At 46.5% G+C, this 13,493-nt stretch carries 15 protein-coding genes; 5 read left to right on the plus strand and 10 right to left on the minus strand.

The genetic code is table 11. The annotated features are described in order from the left end of the window. The first annotated feature begins 24 nt into the window (after positions 1-24). Positions 25-1,743 (plus strand): type II/IV secretion system ATPase subunit, encoded by a 1,719-nt coding sequence (locus ACI49J_RS08380; RefSeq protein ID WP_342811013.1) that lies wholly within the window; start codon positions 25-27, stop codon positions 1,741-1,743. Here ACI49J_RS08380 and ACI49J_RS08385 read toward each other — a convergent pair. The 5 genes from ACI49J_RS08385 to ACI49J_RS08405 are packed head-to-tail and all read right to left on the minus strand — an operon-like array spanning position 1,733 to position 6,107. Further along, positions 1,733-2,998 carry a glycosyltransferase family 2 protein gene (locus ACI49J_RS08385; protein WP_240254927.1) on the minus strand — a complete coding sequence of 422 codons (1,266 nt, stop codon included), beginning with the start codon at positions 2,996-2,998 and terminating at the stop codon, positions 1,733-1,735. The genes ACI49J_RS08380 and ACI49J_RS08385 overlap by 11 nt on opposite strands. Next, complete coding sequence (gene ppa, locus ACI49J_RS08390; protein WP_240254925.1) at positions 2,998-3,513, minus strand: inorganic diphosphatase; 516 nt, start codon at positions 3,511-3,513, stop codon at positions 2,998-3,000. The genes ACI49J_RS08385 and ppa overlap by 1 nt, the downstream gene beginning before the upstream one ends. Positions 3,514-3,550: 37 nt before the next feature. After that, entirely contained in the window at positions 3,551-4,087 is a 537-nt protein-coding gene (locus ACI49J_RS08395) for an HD family hydrolase (RefSeq protein WP_240254923.1), read from the minus strand. Next, positions 4,084-5,421, minus strand: a complete 1,338-nt coding sequence (thiD, locus tag ACI49J_RS08400; protein WP_240254921.1) for a bifunctional hydroxymethylpyrimidine kinase/phosphomethylpyrimidine kinase — start codon at positions 5,419-5,421, stop codon at positions 4,084-4,086. Before thiD ends, ACI49J_RS08395 begins: the two co-directional genes overlap by 4 nt. Further along, positions 5,418-6,107 (minus strand): MoaD family protein, encoded by a 690-nt coding sequence (locus ACI49J_RS08405; RefSeq protein ID WP_240254919.1) that lies wholly within the window; start codon positions 6,105-6,107, stop codon positions 5,418-5,420. The genes thiD and ACI49J_RS08405 overlap by 4 nt, the downstream gene beginning before the upstream one ends. Before the next feature lie 93 nt (positions 6,108-6,200). Between ACI49J_RS08405 and ACI49J_RS08410 the strand changes: the two genes are divergently transcribed. Then, the gene (locus ACI49J_RS08410) at positions 6,201-6,626 is read left to right on the plus strand and encodes a CoxG family protein (RefSeq protein ID WP_012020606.1); all 426 of its coding nucleotides are present in this window, start codon (positions 6,201-6,203) and stop codon (positions 6,624-6,626) included. Next, positions 6,623-7,033: an SRPBCC domain-containing protein gene (locus ACI49J_RS08415; RefSeq protein ID WP_240254915.1), complete on the plus strand. Its 411-nt coding sequence runs from the start codon at positions 6,623-6,625 to the stop codon at positions 7,031-7,033. The genes ACI49J_RS08410 and ACI49J_RS08415 overlap by 4 nt, the downstream gene beginning before the upstream one ends. Here the strand turns inward: ACI49J_RS08415 and ACI49J_RS08420 are convergent. After that, complete coding sequence (locus tag ACI49J_RS08420) at positions 7,020-8,582, minus strand: GTPBP1 family GTP-binding protein (protein WP_240254914.1); 1,563 nt, start codon at positions 8,580-8,582, stop codon at positions 7,020-7,022. The genes ACI49J_RS08415 and ACI49J_RS08420 overlap by 14 nt on opposite strands. Positions 8,583-8,643: 61 nt before the next feature. On the opposite strand from ACI49J_RS08420, the gene ACI49J_RS08425 reads away from it, so the two are divergent. Beyond that, positions 8,644-9,150 carry a ZPR1 zinc finger domain-containing protein gene (locus tag ACI49J_RS08425; RefSeq protein WP_240254913.1) on the plus strand — a complete coding sequence of 169 codons (507 nt, stop codon included), beginning with the start codon at positions 8,644-8,646 and terminating at the stop codon, positions 9,148-9,150. On the opposite strand, the gene hsp20 is transcribed toward ACI49J_RS08425, so the two are convergent. Together hsp20 and mce are read right to left on the minus strand one after the other, a co-directional pair. After that, positions 9,122-9,634 carry an archaeal heat shock protein Hsp20 gene (gene hsp20, locus ACI49J_RS08430; RefSeq protein ID WP_240254912.1) on the minus strand — a complete coding sequence of 171 codons (513 nt, stop codon included), beginning with the start codon at positions 9,632-9,634 and terminating at the stop codon, positions 9,122-9,124. The two genes, ACI49J_RS08425 and hsp20, sit on opposite strands and share 29 nt — an antisense overlap. 64 nt (positions 9,635-9,698) lie before the next feature. Beyond that, a complete protein-coding gene (mce, locus tag ACI49J_RS08435; RefSeq protein WP_012020601.1) occupies positions 9,699-10,121 on the minus strand; it encodes a methylmalonyl-CoA epimerase in 423 nt (140 codons plus the stop codon). An 89-nt stretch (positions 10,122-10,210) separates the two neighbouring features. Here mce and ACI49J_RS08440 point away from each other — a divergent pair, with 89 nt between their 5' ends. Continuing rightward, positions 10,211-11,872 (plus strand): methylmalonyl-CoA mutase, encoded by a 1,662-nt coding sequence (locus ACI49J_RS08440; protein WP_240254911.1) that lies wholly within the window; start codon positions 10,211-10,213, stop codon positions 11,870-11,872. On the opposite strand, the gene ACI49J_RS08445 is transcribed toward ACI49J_RS08440, so the two are convergent. Both ACI49J_RS08445 and ACI49J_RS08450 read right to left on the minus strand, forming a co-directional pair. Next, positions 11,869-12,408 carry a phosphoribosyltransferase gene (locus ACI49J_RS08445; RefSeq protein ID WP_240254910.1) on the minus strand — a complete coding sequence of 180 codons (540 nt, stop codon included), beginning with the start codon at positions 12,406-12,408 and terminating at the stop codon, positions 11,869-11,871. The two genes, ACI49J_RS08440 and ACI49J_RS08445, sit on opposite strands and share 4 nt — an antisense overlap. After that, on the minus strand, positions 12,401-13,492 hold the full coding sequence (locus tag ACI49J_RS08450) for an alkaline phosphatase family protein (protein ID WP_240254909.1): 1,092 nt from the start codon (positions 13,490-13,492) through the stop codon (positions 12,401-12,403). The genes ACI49J_RS08445 and ACI49J_RS08450 overlap by 8 nt, the downstream gene beginning before the upstream one ends. Position 13,493: the final 1 nt, after the last annotated feature.

The raw sequence follows: 13,493 nt of genomic DNA on the forward strand, positions 1-13,493 counted from the left end.
AAGATTTACACTATATTATCTAGTATGAATTTAAGTCTACCGTTGCCATTCCGTAGCAAGCCTTCTCCTAAGACCGAGCAGTTAACCTTTGGGGATCTACCTATAAGCCTCTATCCCATAACATTGCCCTACGAGGAATTACCTGAGATTATGTCTGAGTATGAAGTTGATATGATTAGCTTAATGCCCCGATCAGTTAAATCATCCTTTGAGTCTAACAACGTCGAGTTGTCAATAGCTAATCCTCACACATTCATTGTCTTCGACCAGGACAAGGGGATATTCAGGTATGTCTTGGTAGAGCCGCCAATAGATCAAAACATTTTCAGTGCTTACATTTATCTGATCAAAGAGATAGAAAGGTCACTATTAAGCAAGGAAGACACAGTGGATATAGCTAAAATCCTGCTTCAGGCCAATGCCAAAATGCCCAGCATGGGCCTTGTTCAAGGTCAGGTTGGTGGAATAACCAAGCTTAGTACTAAGGGAAAAGTGGCCCTTTATTACCTCTTAAGAAACATGTTTGGTTATAACGTTCTTACTCCCCTCTTAGCTGATAACAAGGTAGAGGACATCTCATGTAGCGGAATTGGTTTACCTGTATACGTTTATCACAGGGAGTATGATTACGTTCCCACAAATCTTACCATAACTGAGTCGATGAAGGTATTGGACAAGGAGATTAGCGGATCAGAGTTATTGGATCAAATAGTGTTGAGGCTGATCTCCCTATCAGGTAAAACCGTGTCTATAGCTACTCCCATAGCTGACGGTATATTGCCGAAGGGAGACAGAATTGCAGCGACCTTTAGATATGAAGTTAGTGCTAGAGGATCCAGCTTCGTTATAAGGAGATTCAGCGAAAGGCCGATAACTATTCTAGACCTGATAAATAGTGGCGTCATGAGTCCTGAGACTGCAGCCTACCTATGGTATTCCATCGATCTTAGAATGTCGTTCATGGTTATAGGAGTTACAGGCGCTGGAAAGACCACGGTGTTAGGGTCCATCCTGAACCTGGCAAAGGAATCCCTAAAGATAGTGTCCATTGAGGATATCCCAGAGATAAAACTGGCACAGGAGAACTGGGTTCAGCTTTACGCCAGGCAAGCATACGGTGAGTCTAGCAAGGAAATAACCCTTATGGACCTACTAAAGCTCTCCCTGAGGTACAGGCCTGACATAATAGTGGTTGGTGAGATAAGGGGTGCTGAGTCCTATATTCTGTTCCAAGCTCTCTCCACGGGTCACGGTGGTGCCACAACTTTTCACGCCCATGACTCAGAAAGCGCGGTCAAGAGGTTAATGAACCCTCCACTCAATATACCTGCAGCGTGGATACCCATGAACAACATTATCATTAGCGTGAGAAGATTGCCTGTGCTCATAGGAGATAAGATACAGTTAAAGAGAAGGGTCGTAGCCATAGACGAACTGGTGACTGCCTCAGATTTCAGGAGGGTAGTTAATTGGGATCCGAAAGTTGATAACCACGTGGTAGACCTGGATAACGCTAAGGTTCTGAGAAACAGACTGGAGGAGTCTGGAAGATCACTTGAGGAGGTGAAAGAAGAGATACAGAGAAGGGCACTTTACCTGAGGCTAATGGCTACCTCCAAGGACATCGTTCAGAACCCTGAGAGTTATAAGATGGTCAAGAAGTACATTATAAAGTATAGCCTGAGACCTGATGAGGCCATGAAAGAAGTGGCCAGGATGTCCTCAATAAAGGTCACGGTATGATTAGTAAGATAAGGGAAATCGCCAGGAGAATCGTTCCTTGAACTAAATAGCTTTTTAGGGCTAATATTCCGCTCAAGAGAAAAAGATAGGAGATGATATTGGTCTCGAGCGGTATCCATAATCCCTGTTCTCTTTCTACCTTGGGTGTGACTTTCCAGCTAAATTTTGCGTTAAGAAGTCCTAGGAGATAACCAGTTAGGAAGGCTGAGATCATGAGAGCTGGAATCCTTAGGTCATACTCCCTAGTTCTTGATCTCCATGAGAAGACCAGGGATGAGATTAGAAACAGGGTCAAGGACAAGACCCAGGAAAGAAGCGAGGAGGAGAAGACTGGAGAGACAATACCTGCAATCAGTAACATAACAAAGTATGCAGGATAAATTCCCCACTGATTCGCATATATTGCACCTTCTATACCGCTCATACCTCTTCTCAACAGTGAAAGACTGTAGGGGAAAAGTTGTCCAGATCCGTAGGCCCATCGTTTCATCTGTTGGAAAAGATCCTTCCAGGTATAGGGAGCTAACGTCTCCACAACAACGTCGTCGGCGTAACCAACTTTCACTCCATTCAGGAATAGCCTCATCCCTATTTCCAAGTCCTCAGCGACCATTCCCTCTCTCCACCCTCCTATCCTCTTCAGGGTAGAGGATCTAATGGCAAAGGCTGATCCGTTGGGAAATACTGGAAGACCCTTGAGGTATCTTCCCCTAAATAGCGAGTCCATGGAAAACTCAGTTATCTCGGAATAGAGTACCTGAAGCTTGTTCTTCGGATCTCTGACCCTTAGTCTAAGGGCCACTGCCTCCATGTGGCTCAAGTGGGCAGATATCTTGGTCAAGATAGTAGGATCCACTCTGGCCTCGGCATCTAAAAAAACAAGGATTTCCCCCGTTGAAAGGGAAACGCCGTAATTGAGGGCACCAGCCTTCCTACCTTGGGGGACATCCCTCCTAACCAGTTTGAATTTTTCCGGTAGCTCTATTTGCCTTAATCGCTCAAAGTCCTGCTCTGAATCATCTGAAACCAGTATTACCTCGTAATCAGGGTAGTCTAGCCTTGAAAGGTTCTCAACTAACCCCTTCACTACTTCAGGATCTTCATTTTTTATGGCCACCACTATGGACGTCCTATACCTGGGACCATCTGTCCTAGGGACGGAAGGTTTCTCCCGAGTGTAGTAGAACGACTCCAGAAGTATCCATAAGGATGAAAGTATTGCAGATAAAACGATGATAATATCAATAAAAAGCATTACTTGTTCTTCCTCTCTATCGCCTTGGCTATTTTCTCCTTAGCCTCGGAAGCTGATCCCCAGCCAGATATTTTTACCCATTTACCAGGCTCCAACTCCTTGTAATGTTCAAAGAAGTGAACTATCTTGTTCTTGGTAGCGTCGTCTATATCCGTAATGTCTTTAATTCTGGCAAAGGTGGGATCTGTTTTCTCCTTGGGGACCGCTATTATCTTTTCGTCCACCCCTTCCTCGTCTTTCATGTGGACCACTCCCACTGGCCTAACTTCAATGACTGTGCCTGGAAGCAGTGGGTAGTTGGTTAGAACTAGCACGTCTATGGGGTCACCGTCCTCTTCTAGAGTGCCCGGCACGAAACCGTAGTTGAAGGGATAAACCATGGAGGTGTAGAGAACCCTGTCTACCTTGATTACTCCCTCTTCTTCGTCATACTCGTACTTTATGTTGGAACCACTTGGAATCTCCACAAGAACGTTTACTATTTCAGGAGCTTTCTTCCCTGGACCTAGATTCATGGTAATCACATATCTACAGTGGACAAGTCCTTAAATATCATTTGTCTTCGTTAAAGAGAATCTCCTCTATCTCCCTTCTATACAATGAGAAGGGCTCCAATCTCCATATCTCCTCTAATTTTTTACTGTAGGTTTCAATGATTTCATCTACTGGGTAGCCTTGCCTCTTGTATCTCAGTGCCTGCTTGTAAGTAGCCATCATTTCTGAGAACTTCGCTACCGCTCCCTCCAGCGTATCCCTTCTCTCGTACTCCAGGAAGAGTTCCTTTCCAACACCTAGTTCCTCTATCGCAGAGAGCTCTATTCTCTCCTTGCTCGCCCTATCCGTAAACCACTTGGGCAGATCGCCAATTAGACTTTCGCCAACATCGTGAAACAGGGCTATTACGGCTGCCCGGTCTGGGTTCACGTTATGACCCTTCTCCCTTAGTTTTGAGGCAACCACGTAGGCAATGACTCCTGCCTCAAAGCTGTGCCCAGCTACGGTTTCTCCCACACTTGGTGGCACTCCCCTCTGCATCCACCCAGTTCTCACGAGGTTCTTGCATCCCACTATTAGTCTCTCAAGTTTCATTTCCCTATCTCCCTCAAAAGACTGGTCAGGGATTCCATCATTTCCTCTATTGATGACGTCCAGAGTCTTATCATAGCCTCTTTGCCTATCATCCCCCTATCGAAAATCACGTTCGGAATTTTGCCCAAGTTCTCGTAAACGTAATCCACTATCCAACTCATGGTTTTCCCCTCTTGACCTTGGGGCTCTAGCTCCCTATGGACCTCCACAACCTCGTATCCGATTCTCTTTAACGATTCCACAATCTTGGGATCGTATCTAATGTTAATGAGCGTATCCCCAACTCCCTGTTTATTTATTATTGACAATAGTAACCTTGCAGTGTGTGTGGGATAGCCGAAAGCCGCTGGGAACCCCACCCTCACCCTTCCACCCCACTCCCTGATGATCCTTCCCCTGAACGTGGCTATGTCCTCAATTCCAGTAACGTATTTCGGGTCAATGGAATGGGCAAGATTTGACTGAACCTCTGGCACTAGGAGATAGAAGTTTTTTTCTCTCTCAACGAACTCGGCAAAAATCTCCAGATCCTTCATAACCCCTGCCTTCATGGCCATCTTCTCCAGTGGGACCATAGGATCCACTGGCCCTATTCCCCTGCCTATTTCAAGACCATATCGAATACTTTCCTCCGTGATACTCTTGGCCCGTCTTACCGCCTCCTTCATAGGAAACCCCTTGGCTAGCATTCCGGCAATGCTTGATGCGAAAATGCTCCCGGTTCCGTGGGTATTCCTTCCGGGCAATCTTGGGGAACTCAACTGGATCACCTCTCTGCCGTCGTACAGCACATCAACGCTCTCTGAGGACTTCACGTGTCCCCCTTTCACCACCACGTAGGGCACTGAGAACCTCTCGTGAATGAGCTTTGATGCAGTTATCTGATCCTGCAGAGTTTCTACCTTCATCCCGAGGAGTATACCCGCCTCTACAGCGTTGGGAGTTATTACTGTGGCCCGAGGGAGCAGAAACTTTTTGAAGGATTCTAGATCCTCTATGAGCTTTGTCCCATCCTTAGCGTAGATTACCGGATCCACCACCAGTGGGAAATTCGCCGCCTCAAATACGACTTTCATTTGCTCACCGTTAACGATCATTCCAGTCTTACCTGAGCTCACCTTGAAGTCCTCCAGAATGGTCTCAATTTGTTTCTTGAGCGAATTGGAGCCGACAACAGCAATGTCCTTAATTCCCAAGCTGTTCTGAGCCGTGATGGCTGTTATGGCTCCAACCCCATGAACACCTATTGACTCCAAAACCTTAATGTCGCTCTCTACCCCCGCCCCTCCTCCACTGTCAAATCCGCCAATGGCCATAACTACGGGCTTTTTCACTCCCTCTTCACCCTTGTGTTGCCAGCTACAACCCAAAACTCTCCGTCATCCCTGATCTCAAGTTTCCATATCCCTGTGGTATGCTTAACCAGCTCTATTGCCTCCCTGATTGCGTCTATTGAGTCCTTCCTTCCCCGCCCTATGGCCATTATCAGGATAACATCGTCCCCGGGCTTCATGTTATCTATGGCGTGAATGATCCTTATGTCTAGAACGTCCTTGTACCTGCTCTTAATCTCGTTCTCTATCTCTTTCAATCGGGCCTGCGTGTAGCTTTCGTAGGCCTCATAAACTAGATTCTTGACCTGATGACCCTCAACGATTCCCTTCACAAATCCCACGTAGATAACCATGGAGCCGGCCTCAGGTGGCGCTGTCGCCCTGAATCTCCTTATCTCCTCAAGGATGTCCAGTTTTCCTCTCCTCATATCCCCGCCAGCCGGAGGGGGAAGAATTGCTACTTCATCTCCTTCCCTAATTTCCTCGACGTTCATTTTCCCGTTTACGAGAAAGAACACCTTTACGCCTGATACTTGTCCCTGCAACAGGGCCTTAAACCTAGGGCCGTACTTTTCGACCAATTCGTCCAAAAGGCAATTCAATTTACTGCAGCGAGTATCAATCTCTTCGGAGTCCTTCCCCGTAATATCCTTAACCAGCGCGAAGTACCTAACCTTAACCCTCATTTTCCTTAACTACTCACACGCGTTTTTAAGTAGTTGATGAAAATCAACCTGTTTGATGTAAAACTTTTTTCTTATGGAGGTTTTAGGTATCTCATGAAGTATCAAGGTGAGGTAAAACTTAACGTGGATAAGTCAACTATTTGGGGAATACTGAGCAATCCTGAGTCCGTCTCGTCATGTTTTCCGGGAATAAAGAGTATTACTAAGGAAGGTGACGCATACAAGGTAGTTGGATCTGCTGGAATTGGTTTCATTAAGGGAGAATACAAGGCAACCGTGACCTTTACCAACGTTAAGCCCATGGACAGTATGACGATAAGTGCCAAGGGAACAGGATTGAACAGTAACGTAGATATAGTGGCTCAGGTTAAGGTGGATGATGGGAAGCTTACCTATGACGCTGAGGTTAAAGTAGCTGGAGTGCTTGCCTCTGTGGGGGCAAGGCTAATGGATCCTGCTGTGAACAAGCTTATTTCTGATCTTTTTGATTGTATAAAGAACAAGGTAGAGAAGAAATGAATAAGTTAACAGGTCTGGAGAAGATCAAGAGCGAGGATAGGGCCCTCTCCTTCTTCTCAGATGAAGGTAACCTCCTTCAGTGCATACCAGGAGTCAAGAGCATTAACGGTAAGAAGTTTGTGATAGAGGCAAAGCTTGGCCCATTAAGAGCGGAGTTATCCGGTGAGGTGAAGGAGTACGAAGTCAGGGAACATGAGGTGAATAATCTCCTTCAGGTTGATGGCCCAGGTTTAATTGTCTTAATCAGGACTAGGCTTAACATTCAAGGAAGCGAGCTTCATTGGGAGGCAGAGTACTCGATGGAGGGTTCACTGGCCAAGGCCCTAATGAACACAGTCAGTAAACAGGCAGAGGACGTATCAAGGCAGATTATATCCTGCACTTTATCAAAAATTAATCAATCTTAGTTATAATACCTAAACCCCTAGTTCTACCCTCCCTAAATACGAATATCTGCCCTGGCTCCACGTACTCTGATCTGAACATGAAATCTAGCTCTACATCAGAGCTGTCCCCAGTCCTTAGAATTCCCTTCTCTATCTTCACGAACCTTACAGCCTGTCTGATCGTATGAAGGTGAAGCGTGGCCACGTAACCCTCCTTTATGGTTGTTGGGTGATGAAGAAGTATAACTCTGGCCCAGAAACTCTTCACCGCCCTAGGTTTCGCCTTTACTAGCACCATTCCCTTCCTTAGGCTATCCCTTTCTATCCCCTGAAGTGCAAAGGTTGCTATGGATCCTTGATTCACCGAGTCTACGAAAACCCTGTTCAACTGAATGCTTTTTATTCTGACCTCTTTGAACTCGTTATACTTGCTGGGACCAATGAGCAGGCTATCGTTAGTTGAGACCTTTCCCCGGATAACTGAGCCCAGTACCACAGGTCCTACTCCCGGTACATTGTAGGTCTCATCAATATATACCAGGGGGTCTGAGGATGGCGTTGACCTCCTTGGCGGAAGTAGATTGAGGAATTTAATCAGGAGATTTAGGCCTTGACCCGTGACGTTTGAGACCTTGAAGATCGGAACGACCCTTTTCGACCTTATGCCTATAATCCCGTTTAGGACATCTCCCTCGTCTTCAACTTCCATGGCCAGCCTGTTTATTCCCGGTATCTTGAGGACTTCCTTCACTTGGTTCACTATCTCAGCCGTCCTTGACTCCGGGAACTTGTCCACCTTGGTAATCACGACGAAGATTGGGAACTTGAGCACCGTGGAAACAGCCAGGTGCTCTCTACCCATGATACTTAATCCATCGTCTGCCCCCACCACAAGCATCACGTAGTCAACCTCATATCCCAGGAGGCCCTTCAGCGTGGTCCTAAGATATCTTTCGTGGCCCCCAAGGTCAATCAGTCTGATCGTCTTCGCGCTCTTTAGGGTTATTTCTGCCTCATCCGTGGGATCTCTACACTGCGGATTCACAGGGTTACCTGTACTGTCAAAACCAAGAAGCCTCATGGTTATGGATGATGTTCTACCGCTGATCACCTCGTGCAAGTACCTCGCAACGGCACTCCTGAGAGACCCGTTCCCGTCATCAAGTTTTCCCAGGATTAACGTTCCAGTTAGCGTACTCTTCCCAGCATTAACGTGTCCCATCACAGCGACATTGATCTGGATAGGAATTTTATCCCTATGTATTCTCACAAGAAGCTCTCCAACGTAGAGGTCATCCTTTACCTTCACTATCCTCTTATGAGAGATTTTAGCGCTTATCATGGAAGCTATTCTTTCCACAGTGTTTATGGTAGCTTCCAGTTCCTCCATGGAAAGGCCTATGGCTTCACCCTCATCACTAACGCCAACCACGTACAGAGCCTCGCCTCCTCCCTCCTCAAGTCTGTACTTCATTTGTGTAGCTAGTTCTTGGAGTCTTTGTTCGTTAAGATTCGATAGAATAAGTTTATATTCTATCTTCCCAATATCGTTCTCTCGTGGAAATCTCATACCTTGGTTACTCTGAGCATATTATCTGTAATAATACCAAATTAAATTTTGGTTGATCGCCATGGAGCCCGAGCTAATCATGGACCAGGTCTTCAAATGTCCTGTTTGTAAAAAGGATACCTTTCAAGCCAAGGATTACGTGTATGACACACCAACAGGTAAGTTACTTCTATCATACTGGGAATGCACAGCTTGTCATTACCTGTACAGGGACGTTAAGCCCTACGAGACTGGAGTGCCCGTGGAGATTTCGCTCCTTGTGACCTCGGAGGAGGACCTGTCATCCCTAGTGTATAGGTCAGCCTTTGCCGAACTTTACATTCCGGAACTTGGAGTTGAGGTTATTCCCGGCTCGTCCTATCAGGGGGCCGTATCCACGATTAGAGGCCTTCTGGAGATCATAATGGATAACATGGGGTCTCTTTGCAAGAACAAGAAATGCGATAAGATTAGGCAAGCAATGGATGGAAAAATACAGTTTACAGTAATTATCAAGGATTCCTCTGGAACGAGTTTCATAAAAAATGACAAGGCTAAGGTTACTCGACCTTTATATCCTTCCCAGTAGCTACTGCCTTCTTCTTCATTACCACTTCTAGCACGCCGTTCTTGTAGTTAGCCTTAGCTGTGTTTTCGTCAACGGGAGCTGGTAGCTCCACTTCCTTGTAGTACTTCTTGTCCTGAGAGTTTGCCGATATCACCAGTAGATCTCCATTGACCTTAACCTTTATGTCGTTCTTGTCAACACCCGGAACCTCAGCAACTACCCTGATCTCATCGTTCTTCTCGATTACATCAACTAAGGGCTCCCTTTCCTCGCTGAGAAGTGGCCTGTTACCCAGCCTTTTAACGTTGCCAAACTCCTCCACTACGGGTTTACCGTCAGGTCCCACAGTTACCTTGAATCCATAGACGTAAGGTCCATAGCTCTTGACCTCTCCCTTTTCAGCAGCCCTAAAGAACTCCCTCTCCATGGCCTCAAACTCTTCCTCAATTTGCCTTACGAGATCATCAAAGTAACTAAATATATCCTTTGATCTCTTGGTGGGCATGGTGGATCACATTTAAATCTTTGATTGAGAAAATATAAAATTTACGCTTAAAGTTTAAACTGTTTTAATGGGTTTCTTGAACAAGCTCTAGGAGTAGACCCATAACGCTCTTTGGATGAACGAAGGCCACTAGGTGACCTCTGGCCCCCTTTCTACCGTTCTTGTCAATCAAGGTTAATCCCTTCCCCTCTAGGTCTCTCAGGGAGGAATTGATATCCTTTACCTTAACTGCCAGGTGATGCATCCCCTGTCCCCTTGTCTTTAGAAACTTTGCTACAGTGTTGTTTGGATCCTCATGGTTCATGGGCTCCATGAGTTCCACCGCAGTGGTTCCTTCATTTCCTGTAAGGAAGGCCACCTTTATTCCCCTGTCCGGTAAATCCTCCCGATGCACCAGTTTCATTCCCATCTTCTCTGTGTATAACTTTATGGCTTCCTCTAGATTTTCAACTGCAACTCCCACGTGATCTATATCTAAGGTTTCCATGGGAATCTGTGATGATTTTTCCTATATAAGTTTAAGTAAAAAGCAAAGGTTATATACTGTATAAGCAAACTGTAACTGGGTATTTCCTGATGGTTACTCCTGAGAGGGTTAAGGAATGGGAAACTAAATATTTACAGCCTTGGATATCTAAAAGAAAGGAGAGGAAAAACAAGTTCACTACACCCTCTGGAATTGAAATAAAAACACTCTACACTCCCCTGGACCTTAAGGGAGATTATGAGGAGAAGATAGGCTTCCCTGGGGAGTACCCCTACACCAGGGGAATCTACCCCAACATGTATAGGGGAAGGATATGGACTATTAGGCAGTATGCTGGATTTGGGTCAGCCGAGGATACCAACGCTAGGTTCAGGAAACTATTGGAGGCAGGTCAGACCGGGTTGAGCACTGCCTTTGATCTCCCAACACAGCTGGGATTGGACCCAGATAACGAGTTGGCTTACACTGAGGTTGGAGTTGTTGGCGTTTCCATGTTCCACTGGAAAGAGATGGACATCGTTACCAATCAGATACCTCTGAACAAGGTCTCGACGTCAATGACAATTAACGCAACTGCAATGGAGCTTCTTTCTATGTATGTTGCAACTGCAGAGAGCAGAGGTGTTAGCCCCACGGAGATAGACGGAACTGTTCAGAACGATATACTCAAGGAGTACATTGCAAGGAAGAACTACATTTATCCTCCTGAGCCCTCCATGAGGTACGCAATAGACATCATCGAGTACTCCTACAAGAACATACCCAAGTGGCATCCCATCAGCATAAGCGGTTATCACATAAGGGAAGCGGGAGCTGATGCGGTCCTGGAAGTGGCTTTCACGCTGGCTGACGGGATAGAGTACGTGAGGAGAACTGCGGAAAGAGGGATACCTGTTGACGACTTCGCTCCCACTCTCTCCTTCTTCTTCGCAGGTTACACAAATCTTTTCGAGGAAGTAGCTAAGTTTAGGGCTGCCAGGAGGATGTGGGCCAAGATAATGAGGGACATGTTTAACGCCAAGAAGCCAGATTCCATGACCCTGAAGTTTCACACGCAGACTGGAGGAGCAGAACTGACTGCCCAACAACCGGAGATAAACATCATTAGAACTACAATTCAGGCTTTAGCTGCGGCTTTAGGAGGCACGCAGAGCCTGCACGTAAACTCGTATGACGAGGCGGTAGCTCTTCCCAGCGAGAAGGCTGCTAAGATCGCCATAAGGGTACAGCAAATTGTGGCCTATGAGAGCGGATCTACCGAGACAGTGGATCCACTAGCAGGATCATACTACGTGGAATGGTTAACTGACGAAATCGAGGAGAGAGCCTGGAAGATAATCGAAAGGGTTGAAGGTATGGGTGGGATGATGAAGGCGGTTGAGAGGGGATTCCCGCAAGCGGAGATTGCGGAGAGCGCCTATAGGCTTCAGAAAAAGATAGAGGAAGGAGAGATGATCAGGGTAGGAGTTAACATGTCCTACGAGCCTGATTGGATCGGAACAACTGAGGTGTTTAGGGTGAACCCTGAGATCAGGGAGAGGGTTCTTACAAGGCTAAAGAAGTACAAGTCAGAGAGGGATCAAATGAAGGTGAGGGACTCCCTCAATGCCCTGAGAAAGGCTGCAGAAAATTCGTCTGTCAACCTATTCCCATACGTCCTCGACGCCATCAAGAAGGGTTGTACAGTGGGAGAGATAAGTTCAGCGCTCAGGGAAATATGGGGAGAGTATAAGGAACCCATCATATTCTAGCTTTTCATCTTGGAGAAGATTTCGTGTAATTCGAAGTATTTTTCCTTCTTGGCGACTGGTGCCTCAGGGTTAGATCTCACCACGTCCCACTTATCCCACGGAAAGATTATCCACTTCCCGACCTGTTCCCCAAAATAGTCAGGTATCTTTCTGGACCACGGCTTTACGTAGAGGGTTGCCGTCCTTATGAGCCTAGGAGAGAACATGGAAATCACGTTGGTAACTGCCTCGAGTGTTTCGCCAGTGTCCGAGACGTCATCAACTACCAGTACCTTCTTGTTCTCAAGGTCGTTCACGTAAACTGCCCTTATTACTGGTTTGCTCTCTGTCTGGTTCACATCCCTATAGAATTTAATATCAATATACTTTATATTTTTCATGTTAAGTATGTCCGCAAACAACTTTGCTGGAATAACTCCTCCCGTCAGTATTGCCACTATGACGTCAGGGTAAAAGGACTCCGTTGCCATTTTCCTCGCAATCCGAAATATCTGTTCCTCTATGTCGTCCCAGGTAGGACTGAAGAACTCAACCATTAATCATCACCAATGGAACTTCCAACTCTTCTCTTAGGAGGCCACCGTGATGGCCTTTAAGTCTTGTGTAGTTTGATTTCTCCCTGAAGTTAAAGAAATAGGACGAGTAGTCCAGGGGAACGCCCACGAAATCTGGCATACTCTCTGGGACCTTGTCTACCCCTCCCAGGAGCTTAAGGGTCTCATCCCTGTCAAACACCTTGAGGTTATATCTACTCTCTAGGAAGACCTTGAGGTCGTACCTAGACCTCAGAAAGAGGGCCCTGGAGTCCCCGTAGGGAGGTATCTCCAGCATGTTCATGAGTTCTTGGTCCTTATCAATCTCAATTCTCTGCGTCGTATCCACAAGTCCGTGATCCGCAGTTATGATGGAAGTGTAGTCGGTCCTTTCCTTAAGGAGGGAGTAAAATCTCATGAAGATTTCTCTGGTGGCGAGCTTAACTGGGTCTGCATAGGGACCATACTTGTGGGCAAGGGAATCTATGTCAGGGATATAGGCATAGATGAACCTGGTCCCCTTATCCATGAGTTGTTTAAGCGACTCATAGGCGTCCCATACGTTCAGGTAGGTCTTGGTCTCCTGGGTAGTTCCCTGAACTGTGGTAGTGAACTGGGTATTTTCAATTCCCTGTGGTAGAACAGAGGCTGTCCCTTCCTTCACTTGCGAGAGGTAACCCTTTGCCTCTGGGAAAGCTTTCTCAAAGGGAAGCCCGTCGGAGAGGCTGTCCCTCTCATTTAGGGTTGGGTGGGTGTACCTCAAGACGTTTACTATTCCACCCAGTCTTTTCACGTAGGTATTATAGCCAAGGATTCCGTGTTCGGCTGGGGTCTTACCTGTGAATATTGAAGCTAGAGTGGCCGAGGTGGTCGAGGGGAAAACCCCATGTATCTTGATGGTCTCCTTCACTTCGCCCAGTGAGCTTTCCATGATGTTCCATCCAAAACCGTCTAGTATGAGGAGGACCAGCTTTTTCCCGGTCAGGGAGTAGCTGGTGTTACATTGTAACTCAACACCTAACCACTTGGCGATACCGCATCCGAGGGAATATAGGTTCTTGCTATAGTCGGGGTATATCAATGACATA

This window comes from Metallosphaera sp. D4-4 (assembly GCF_046245145.1).
Lineage (GTDB): Archaea > Thermoproteota > Thermoprotei_A > Sulfolobales > Sulfolobaceae > Metallosphaera > Metallosphaera sedula.

Bases quoted from the DNA above. Each gene is read 5' to 3' on its own strand.
- ACI49J_RS08380 (WP_342811013.1), top strand. From the start codon at position 25: ATGAATTTAAGTCTACCGTTGCCATTCCGTAGCAAGCCTTCTCCTAAG.
- ACI49J_RS08385 (WP_240254927.1), bottom strand. From the start codon at position 2,998: ATGCTTTTTATTGATATTATCATCGTTTTATCTGCAATACTTTCATCC.
- ppa (WP_240254925.1), bottom strand. From the start codon at position 3,513: ATGAATCTAGGTCCAGGGAAGAAAGCTCCTGAAATAGTAAACGTTCTT.
- ACI49J_RS08395 (WP_240254923.1), bottom strand. From the start codon at position 4,087: ATGAAACTTGAGAGACTAATAGTGGGATGCAAGAACCTCGTGAGAACT.
- ACI49J_RS08405 (WP_240254919.1), bottom strand. From the start codon at position 6,107: ATGAGGGTTAAGGTTAGGTACTTCGCGCTGGTTAAGGATATTACGGGG.
- ACI49J_RS08410 (WP_012020606.1), top strand. From the start codon at position 6,201: ATGAAGTATCAAGGTGAGGTAAAACTTAACGTGGATAAGTCAACTATT.
- ACI49J_RS08415 (WP_240254915.1), top strand. From the start codon at position 6,623: ATGAATAAGTTAACAGGTCTGGAGAAGATCAAGAGCGAGGATAGGGCC.
- ACI49J_RS08420 (WP_240254914.1), bottom strand. From the start codon at position 8,582: ATGAGATTTCCACGAGAGAACGATATTGGGAAGATAGAATATAAACTT.
- ACI49J_RS08425 (WP_240254913.1), top strand. From the start codon at position 8,644: ATGGAGCCCGAGCTAATCATGGACCAGGTCTTCAAATGTCCTGTTTGT.
- hsp20 (WP_240254912.1), bottom strand. From the start codon at position 9,634: ATGCCCACCAAGAGATCAAAGGATATATTTAGTTACTTTGATGATCTC.
- mce (WP_012020601.1), bottom strand. From the start codon at position 10,121: ATGGAAACCTTAGATATAGATCACGTGGGAGTTGCAGTTGAAAATCTA.
- ACI49J_RS08440 (WP_240254911.1), top strand. From the start codon at position 10,211: ATGGTTACTCCTGAGAGGGTTAAGGAATGGGAAACTAAATATTTACAG.
- ACI49J_RS08445 (WP_240254910.1), bottom strand. From the start codon at position 12,408: ATGGTTGAGTTCTTCAGTCCTACCTGGGACGACATAGAGGAACAGATA.
- ACI49J_RS08450 (WP_240254909.1), bottom strand. From the start codon at position 13,492: ATGTCATTGATATACCCCGACTATAGCAAGAACCTATATTCCCTCGGA.